The 8,491-nt window shown below is 58.3% G+C and carries 10 protein-coding genes and 1 tRNA gene; 8 read left to right on the top strand and 3 right to left on the bottom strand.

Annotated features, from left to right (window positions below; translation table 11 throughout):
- The first annotated feature begins 14 nt into the window (after positions 1 to 14).
- The 8 genes from AB7S84_RS15055 to AB7S84_RS15020 all read left to right on the top strand — a co-directional run bounded on the left by AB7S84_RS15055 (position 15) and on the right by AB7S84_RS15020 (position 6,118).
- Positions 15 to 416: an Hsp20/alpha crystallin family protein gene (locus AB7S84_RS15055; RefSeq protein WP_428155457.1), complete on the top strand. Its 402-nt coding sequence runs from the start codon at positions 15 to 17 to the stop codon at positions 414 to 416.
- A gap of 193 nt (positions 417 to 609) precedes the next feature.
- Entirely contained in the window at positions 610 to 1,416 is an 807-nt protein-coding gene (locus tag AB7S84_RS15050; protein WP_428155455.1) for a DUF3786 domain-containing protein, read from the top strand.
- A gap of 192 nt (positions 1,417 to 1,608) precedes the next feature.
- Positions 1,609 to 2,010 carry a DnaJ family domain-containing protein gene (locus AB7S84_RS15045; RefSeq protein WP_428155453.1) on the top strand — a complete coding sequence of 134 codons (402 nt, stop codon included), beginning with the start codon at positions 1,609 to 1,611 and terminating at the stop codon, positions 2,008 to 2,010.
- 24 nt (positions 2,011 to 2,034) lie between these two features.
- A complete protein-coding gene (locus AB7S84_RS15040) occupies positions 2,035 to 2,556 on the top strand; it encodes a hypothetical protein (protein ID WP_428155451.1) in 522 nt (173 codons plus the stop codon).
- Positions 2,553 to 3,503 (top strand): D-alanine--D-alanine ligase family protein, encoded by a 951-nt coding sequence (locus AB7S84_RS15035; protein WP_428155449.1) that lies wholly within the window; start codon positions 2,553 to 2,555, stop codon positions 3,501 to 3,503. Before AB7S84_RS15040 ends, AB7S84_RS15035 begins: the two co-directional genes overlap by 4 nt.
- Before the next feature lie 60 nt (positions 3,504 to 3,563).
- Positions 3,564 to 5,339 (top strand): phosphoribosylamine--glycine ligase, encoded by a 1,776-nt coding sequence (purD, locus tag AB7S84_RS15030; RefSeq protein WP_428155447.1) that lies wholly within the window; start codon positions 3,564 to 3,566, stop codon positions 5,337 to 5,339.
- A complete protein-coding gene (locus AB7S84_RS15025) occupies positions 5,332 to 5,994 on the top strand; it encodes an L-threonylcarbamoyladenylate synthase (RefSeq protein ID WP_428155445.1) in 663 nt (220 codons plus the stop codon). The genes purD and AB7S84_RS15025 overlap by 8 nt, the downstream gene beginning before the upstream one ends.
- A 37-nt stretch (positions 5,995 to 6,031) precedes the next feature.
- Positions 6,032 to 6,118, top strand: a tRNA-Leu gene (locus AB7S84_RS15020).
- 344 nt (positions 6,119 to 6,462) lie between these two features.
- On the opposite strand, the gene AB7S84_RS15015 is transcribed toward AB7S84_RS15020, so the two are convergent.
- The 3 genes from AB7S84_RS15015 to AB7S84_RS15005 form a co-directional block, all read right to left on the bottom strand.
- Positions 6,463 to 6,996, bottom strand: coding sequence for a DUF2878 domain-containing protein (locus AB7S84_RS15015; RefSeq protein ID WP_428155443.1), 534 nt, complete (start codon positions 6,994 to 6,996; stop codon positions 6,463 to 6,465).
- A complete protein-coding gene (locus tag AB7S84_RS15010) occupies positions 6,993 to 8,162 on the bottom strand; it encodes a class I SAM-dependent methyltransferase (protein ID WP_428155441.1) in 1,170 nt (389 codons plus the stop codon). Before AB7S84_RS15010 ends, AB7S84_RS15015 begins: the two co-directional genes overlap by 4 nt.
- Positions 8,163 to 8,263: 101 nt before the next feature.
- Positions 8,264 to 8,491 (bottom strand): DUF1365 family protein (locus tag AB7S84_RS15005; RefSeq protein WP_428155439.1); only part of this gene is annotated, 228 nt, incomplete at its 5' end.

The raw sequence follows: 8,491 nt of genomic DNA, 5'->3' as shown, positions 1-8,491 counted from the left end.
GACAGGAGGACAAGATGAGCGAAACCAGAGAACTCCAGGTGAGAGAAAAACAGGAGGTCAACGTTCCAGCGGAACAGACTCGGCCGGGCCTGGTTTTCAGCCCGCTGGTGGATATCTTCGAAACCGACAAGGAGATTGTCCTGTTGGCGGATATGCCGGGGGTTTCAACGGATAATCTGGACGTCGACCTGAGAGAGAACATTCTGACCCTTTCGGCCGAAGTCGTATCCGGCAAAGGGGAAAACGAGCAGGACATCCTCAAGGAATATGCCGTCGGTAAGTTTTATCGGCAGTTCACCCTTTCGGAGGTCATCGATCAAAGCAGGATCGAAGCCCAACTCACGAACGGTGTTTTAAGGCTGGTTCTGCCGAAGGTTGAAAAAGCGACGCCGCGAAAGATCAGCATCACCAGCTGACGGGTCGCCAAAACAGAAGCCCGGCGATGATGGTCGCCGGGCTTCTGTTTTTTGGGTGAACCGCGGTAAAATGAAGTTTATTATCTTGATATTGTTTATAAATGAATATAGTATTCGCTTGAAGGGCGGCAAACGGTTTTGGCCGCGGACATTCGTCGCGGTCGCGGCCCGAGGAAGAAAGGAGGTTGTTTCAATGCCCAAACCCAAAAACGCCATGGAAATATTTCAGGTGCTCGATAAATCCAATTGCAGGGAATGCATGGAGAAAACCTGCCTGGCTTTTGCCGGCGCCGTTTACATGGGGCGAAGGAGCATCGAAGAGTGCCCCAGGCTCGATCGAGAGACCATCGAGCGCTTTTCAGAAAAGTCTGAACATGAAAACAGCATCGAACAGAACCGGGACGCCTATCTGGCGGATCTGAAACAGCAGGTCGCCCGGACTGACCTTTCGGCGGCGGCCGAGCGCCTTGGAGGACGTTTTTCCGACGGACGTCTGACCTTGAAAGTGCTCGGCAAGGATTTCAGCGTGGATGCCGCGGGAAATCTGTCGGCGGACATCCACGTCAATCCCTGGGTGGCGATTCCGTTTCTCGATTATGTCCTGAACGGGAAAGGGATTACGCCGTCGGGCCGCTGGGTGTCGTTTCGGGAACTGAAAGAAGGCCAGGAGCGGTATCCGCTTTTCCAGAAACGCTGTGAAGCGGCCATGAAGCAGGTGGCCGATCATTACACCGACCTTTTCGACGACATGGTTCACATCTTCGGAGGACGTCAGGTGGCGGAGGCGTTCGAATCGGATATTTCCGTGGTGCTTCATCCGCTTCCCAAATTTCCCATGATGATCTGTTACTGGAAACCCGAGGATGGTTTGGCCTCGAGTCTCAACACCTTTTTTGATGAAAAAGGGGCCGGCAACCTTGAAATCGGGTCGATTTTTTCGCTTGGGGCGGGGTTGGCCCTGATGTTTGAACGACTGTCTCAGCGCCACGGATTTTCCTGAGGCCGAATCCGTTCGGTTATTGGACTGAAGCCGCCACTGAATCGGCGGGGAAGGAAAGCCGTCCGGGTCTTTACGGACGGCTTTTTGGCTCTTGAAAAAAAAGTTTTGGATGATATAATTAATAAATTCATCCGGTCGTCGCCCATGGCACGTCCGACGATTTGAGTCTTTAAATTCGGTGGAAAACAGATTATGTTCACTGGCTTTGAAAAGATTATCGAGGAACGCATCCGGGCGGCCCAACTCAAGGGAGATTTCGATAATTTGCCGGGTTCCGGCAAGCCGCTGGTTTTTGAAAACGACGGTCATATCCCCGAAGAGCTCCGCCTGGCGCACAAGATCTTGAAAAACGCGGACTGCCTTCCGCCGGAGATCGAACTGAAAAAGGAGATCATCAAAACCGAGGACCTGCTGGCCGGCATGGCGGATACGGCGGAAAAATATCACGTCATGAAGAAGCTCAATTTTCTGATCATGAAGTTGAACGCCATGCGGAACTCCAACGTGGTTTTCGAAGTGCCCCAGAAATATCTGGGGAAGGTCACGGATCAGATCACCACCCGGCATGTCCCCTCGAAAAACAACCCAGATTGATTTATTCCGAAGGATACATTATCCATGAAAACCCGTGGGAAAAAGCAAAAAAATCGTCCGCAGAAGGAACAGGTCGGGCTCTTCAAAGGGGTTGCCGCCGCCTACCTGATTCTGATTCTGCATGCGGTCTTCATAGCGTTGCTGGGGTGCCTGGTGCTGTTTTTCCGGGGCATGGTGCAATACATGCTCTGGATCTTCATCGGCGGCACGGCATTGGTCACCTATTCCGGCTATCGCGTTTACAAACGAATGAAACAGGAACAGCGGAATTTTTCCGAGCTGCTCCGGCTGCCCCTGCTGAACGGCAACAGTGTCGAGGTCAGTTTCCTGGGAGGCATCGCCTCGCTGAAGGTTGAAAGCCCCGGCGCCAGGGCCATCCCAATCGCCTATGACGACGCGGTCTCCCCCCGGCAGCTGGCGGCGCCGGACACCTCCCGGGTCCGTGAACTCACCGAACTCGCAACCCTTTTCGAGAAAAATCTGATCACGCTGGAAGAATATGAAACCTCCAAAAAACATATCATAGAGGGGTATTCCTGTTCATGAAGAAACTGACCATCGCTTTGCTCTCGGGGGGAATTTCCTCCGAGCGCGACGTTTCACTGAAGAGCGGAAATCAGGTGTTCGAGGCCCTTGACAAGGACAAATACACGGTTCTTCGGTACGACCCCAAAACGGATCTTCAGAAGCTCATGGCCGACGCCCCCGCCATCGACGCGGCGCTCATCATCCTTCACGGTCCCTACGGCGAAGACGGCACCGTGCAGGGGATGCTCGATCTCCTCCACATTCCCTACCAGGGGGCGGGCGTTCTGGGGAGCGCCCTGGCCATGAACAAGCTCGCCGCCAAACGACTGTATGAAAAGGCGGGTCTTCGGGTGGCGCCCTACGCCTGCCTGGGGGCCGGGGACGCCATCGATGTCGATGCCTGCATCGAACAGCTGGGGCTGCCCCTGGTGATCAAGCCCGTGAGCGGCGGATCCAGTATCGGCATGTCCATCGTGAAAAGCCGGGACGCCCTTTCCGCCGCCATCGAAAAGGCGTTCAGATACGATCGAACGGTGATGGTGGAGGCCTTCATCAAAGGGCTCGAAATCACCGTGGGCGTCATCGGAAACGACCGGCTGGAATCCTTCCCCCCCATCGAAATCCTGCCCGGCGACGGATACGAATTTTTTGACTACGAGGCCAAGTACACGGCGGGCGCGACTCAGGAGATCTGCCCGGCGCGCATTGACGAGGCTTTGACCCAAAAGGTCCAGCACTGCGCCCGGATCGCCCATGAGGCCCTGTTTCTGAGGGGATACAGTCGGACGGACTTCATCCTGAAGGACGGCGAATTCTACGTTCTGGAAACGAACACGATCCCCGGCATGACCCCCACCAGCCTGCTGCCCCGTGCCGCCGAAGCGGCGGGGCTCTCTTTCAGCCTGCTTCTCGACAGGCTCGTCGCCCTGAGTATCGAAGATCATCAACATCGCATAACAGCCTGAATCGACGACGGCTGACATTCCGGGATCCGCCGCGTGTGGAGCCCCCCGACGGAGGTATACATGAAAGTCCTGGTTATCGGCAGCGGCGGAAGAGAGCATGCCCTGGTCTGGAAGATTCACCAAAGCCCCAGGGTCAGGAAGATCTACTGCGCGCCCGGAAACGGCGGCATTGCCGATTTGGCCGAGTGCATTCCCATTGAGGCTGGGGATATCGACAAACTCCTTTCCTTCGCCCAGTCGGAGCGGATCGATCTGACGGTGGTGGGACCCGAAGATCCCCTCTCCCGGGGGATCGTGGATGCGTTCGAGGCGGCCGGACTCCGGATCTTCGGCGCTTCCCGCAAGGCCGCCGAACTGGAGGCCAGCAAATCCTTCGCCAAGGACCTGATGATGCGCTACGGCATTCCCACGGCCAAAGGCGAGACCTTCACCAGCTACAAAAAAGCCGAGGCCTTTGTCAGGAAGATCGGTATGCCGGTAGTGGTCAAGGCCGACGGCCTGGCCGCCGGTAAGGGCGTCATCGTCTGCGCAACGGAAAAGGAGGCCCTGGAAGCCCTTAAAAGCGTCATGGTCGACCGGGCCTTCGGCGACGCCGGAGCCAGGGCCGTCGTGGAGGAGTGCCTGACCGGCGAGGAGGCCTCCTTTCTGGCATTCACCGACGGCAAGACCGTCCTGCCGCTGCCCTCTTCCCAAGACCACAAACCCGTCTACGACAATGATAAGGGGCCCAACACCGGCGGCATGGGGGCTTACTCCCCGGCCCCGATCATCGACCGCTTCATGCACCGGAAGATCATGAAGGAGATCATGGTCCCCACGGTCGAGGCCATGGCCGCCGATGGCCGCCCCTACAAGGGGGTCCTTTACGCAGGCCTCATGATCGAGCGGGACCGGGTCCGGGTCCTCGAATTCAACGCCCGCTTCGGAGACCCCGAGGCCCAGCCTCTTCTGATGCGGATGAAAAGCGACATCGTTCCGGTGATGGAGGCCGTGATCGACGGTCGCCTGGACAAATGCCGCCTCGACATCGAAGATCGGGCCACGGTCTGCGTCGTTATGGCCTCGGGCGGATATCCCGGATCCTACAAGAAGGGACTTCCCATCTCCGGCCTGGACGGCGTTCGCCGGATGAGGGACGTATTCGTCTTCCACGCCGGGACCGCCATTGACGAGAAGGGGGCCGTCGCCACCGCCGGCGGACGAGTGCTGGGCGTTACGGCATTGGGCGATACGGTCAAGGATGCCGTCGCCAAGGCTTACAAGGCCGCAGGCAAGATCTCCTGGAAGGATGTCCACTTCCGAAAGGATATCGGCATGAAAGCGCTCAAGCGTTTCGACATCGCCCCCAGGGTGGGGATCGTCATGGGCAGCGATTCGGACCTGGCGGTGATGGATGAGGCTGCCGCCATGCTGAAGAAGTTCGGCATTCCCTACGAAATGACCGTTGCATCGGCCCATCGGAGTCCCGAAAAGGCCATGACCTTCGCCGTGCAGGCCCAGGAGAGGGGAATGCAGGTTATCATTGCGGGAGCGGGGCATGCCGCCCATTTGGCAGGGGTTCTGGCGGCCCACACCTCCTTGCCGGTCATCGGCGTCCCCATCGATTCCTCGTGCCTCCAGGGCATGGATGCACTCCTGTCGACAGTTCAGATGCCGCCGGGCATCCCCGTGGCCACGGTCTCCATCGGCAAGCCCGGCGCCCGGAACGCCGGCATCCTGGCGGCCCAGATGATCGCCCTGACGGATCCCGACGTGGCGGACCTGCTGGCGGCGTTCAAGGTGGACATGGCCCGGGAGGTGGCGGCAAAAGCGGAGAAACTGGCGAAATTTGTCTGAGACCCGGCGCATCGACGCGGCGGATCCCGCCAATCCCTATTTTCGGGCGTCGATCCGGGAGGCGGCCGCCCGTATCCGATCGGGCGGGGTCGTGGTGTTCCCCACCCGCTGCCTCTATGGCCTGGGGGCTGACGCATGCGATCCGGCTGCGGTCGGTCGGGTCTTCGATATCAAATTGCGGCCCAAGGACAAGCCGATCCTGGTGCTGGTTCACCGGATGAGCGATGTGGAACGGTTCGCGGAGCGGGTTCCGGCCTATGCCCGCCGGATCATGACGCGGATCTGGCCCGGCGGTGTCACCTTGGTGTTCGAGGCGTCTGCCGGGGTCTGTCCGTTGCTTACCGCGGCTTCCGGCAAGATCGGCATCCGGCTCTGCGCACACCCGGCGGCAAAGGCGCTGCTGGAAGCGACGGGCAATCCCATCACCGGCACCAGTGCCAATATCTCCGAGACGCCCGCCTGCGCCGACATCCCCCGTCTGGATCCAAGGATCGCCGCGGCCGTGGATCTCATCCTGGACGCCGGCCCTCTCGCAGGCGGCATCGGCTCCACCGTGGTCGACGTGACCGGAGACCGCCCCCGGATCCTGAGAGACGGCGCGGTCCCGGCCGAAATGATTCTGAAAATCGCGCAAGACCACGCTCAAATGGGTTGACAATTCTCAAGAATTTAACTAAAAGAGTCAAGTCTTCGCCGGGGTGGTGAAACAGGTAGACGCAGAGGACTCAAAATCCTCCGGGCGCAAGCCCATGCGGGTTCGATTCCCGCCCCCGGCACCATAGAAATCAAGGGGCTAGCCGTTTCGGTTAGCCCCTTTTTTTGTGGGGACGCCGCAATCGATGCAGGGGCGAACACACAGGTTCGCCCCTGCACGGTGCGATGATGGATTCGTGTGGATGCCGACCACGTTGATTCCGCCCCAATCAATGTAGGGGCGGACCTGCGTGTCCGCCCTGACGGCGCGTGTTGGCCCGGATGGCGTGTGTCCCCCCGATACCGCGCATGCCGGCCGCGATACCGCATGGTCGGCCCCGATGCCATGCCCCGTGACACAATGAGCGAACCCGCATCAGGAGGGGGGCGAACACACAGGTTGCCCCCTATCACCGTGCACGGTAAATGATCAGCGTTCAGTATGACCGGCCGGCGTTCGCCGTTGGCGAATATGTTTGCGCGAATCGGCGTTGCCGGCCAGATACATTACACCTGGCCACAGAGAGGCCCAGATCGCCGCCAGGACAAGCAGGGACGGCAAAAGCTCCCAGTTGAAAACGGCAGCGCCCATTCGTACGCCCGACCAATAGGCTATGGGACCGCCCAATGCGCCGAGGAGAGCGCAAAGAAGCAAACGGGACTTCAGCCAGGCCAGACTGTGATGGACCAGGGTCGCCAGTCCCAGCCAGATGACCATCAGCCAGGGGGGGATGGGGAAGCCCGGCGGGTCGAACGCGAAAAATCCGGAGACATTCAAGATCCCATCGATGATCATACCGGCGACGAGCAGCAACCCCATTGTCTTCAGGTCCTCCTTGCGCTTGTCGGACAGGATCAGATGAATCGCCAGCAGCGGCAGCGAAATCATCCCTCCGATGTTTCCGTATCGGATGCAGACAAACCAGACAACCTGGTAGATCGCGATATTTACGAATGTGTTCATAAATCCACCTCGTATTTACGGTTTCCCGGTCGGGTGGCGACGATATGCACCACGCTTATGGCACGTTCCCGAAAGCCGCCTTCGCAGTAGGCGAAATAGTATTCCCAAAGCCTCCGGAAAGTCTCGTCGTAGCCTTTTTCCATCAAGGATGAAAAGGCGGCGTCGAAACGCCTTCGCCAATCTTTCAAGGTCCTGGCATAGTGGCGCCCGAAATCCTCCATATGGCGCACCACCATGTCTGTTTCGCGGGCGATGAGATCGATCATGCGGTGATTGGAGGGCACGCTGCCGCCCGGGAAAATATGGCGCTGGATAAAATCCACCGAACGCACGTATGAATCGTAGCGCTGATCCACTATGGTAATGGCCTGCAGGAGCATAACGCCGTCTTTCTCGAGCAGGCTGCCGCATTTCCTGAAAAATTCGGGCAGGTATTTGTGGCCGACGGCTTCGATCATTTCGATGCTGACCAGTTTGTCGTACCGGCCGGTGAGATCCCGGTAATCTTGTTTCAGCAGCGTAATTCTATCCGCCAATCCCGATGCGGCGATCCTCCTGCCCGCTTCCTCGTACTGGGCGTCGGAGATGGTGGTCGTCGTGACGCGGCAGCCGTAATTGCGGGCCGCGTATATGGCGAACCCTCCCCAGCCGGCCCCGATCTCGACGACGCGGTCCGTCGGTTTCAAATCCAGCTTGCGGCAGACGACATCCAGCTTGTTCAGCGAAGCATCCTCCAGACTGCTCTCCTTTTGGGGATATATGGCCGACGAGTACATCATTGTCGGATCCAGAAAGCTCTTGTACATATCGTTGCCCAGATCGTAATGGGACAGGATATTGCGTCTTGCGCCCCGCCTGCTGTTACGGTTTCGATAATGGGAAAACAGCTGAAATGGACGCAAAAGCCAGGCGAAACCGCGCTCCATCTTATTCAATTGCTCTGTGTTGAGGGCCATGAGCCTGACGAGCGCTACCAGATCCTCCGAGTCCCATAGATGGTCCACATACGCCTCGCCAACGCCGATGGACCCGCCGAAGAGCAGTTTGCCGTAAAATCCGGGGTGGCGCACCGTAATACGCGCCGTCACGCCCTGCGCCCGCCCCAGAATCCGCTGATCATCCCCCTCGGTCAAAACGATCCGGCCGTGTTGGATGCGATCCAGCATCTTCAAGACCAGGGACCGCGCCCATTTGTCCGTTACAGATATGTTCGACTCTGATGAAACGCCTTTGCAAGTATTTAAATTGTCATTTATCTCGGCGGCTTTCATATCATCTCCTCCTTGCTCCGGTAGGGGATGTAGGGCACCCCTTTCAGAAAAATCCGCAATGCCTCATAATAGATGCCGCTCACGATAAAGGCGGTCATTGCAGGCTTTTTCAGTAAATTTCTTTTGACACTGTCCATTGAAAGCGGGTAGCGGGCCAAGTCGAGGTCGGCCGAGAAAATGCGGCCGCGCTCGTCGTGAACTGCAAGACCGACGCCGATCCTGTC

It is taken from the genome of Desulfococcus sp. (assembly GCF_050178255.1).
Taxonomy (GTDB): domain Bacteria; phylum Desulfobacterota; class Desulfobacteria; order Desulfobacterales; family Desulfococcaceae; genus Desulfococcus; species Desulfococcus multivorans.
This window is presented reverse-complemented; position numbering and strand designations above follow the sequence as displayed.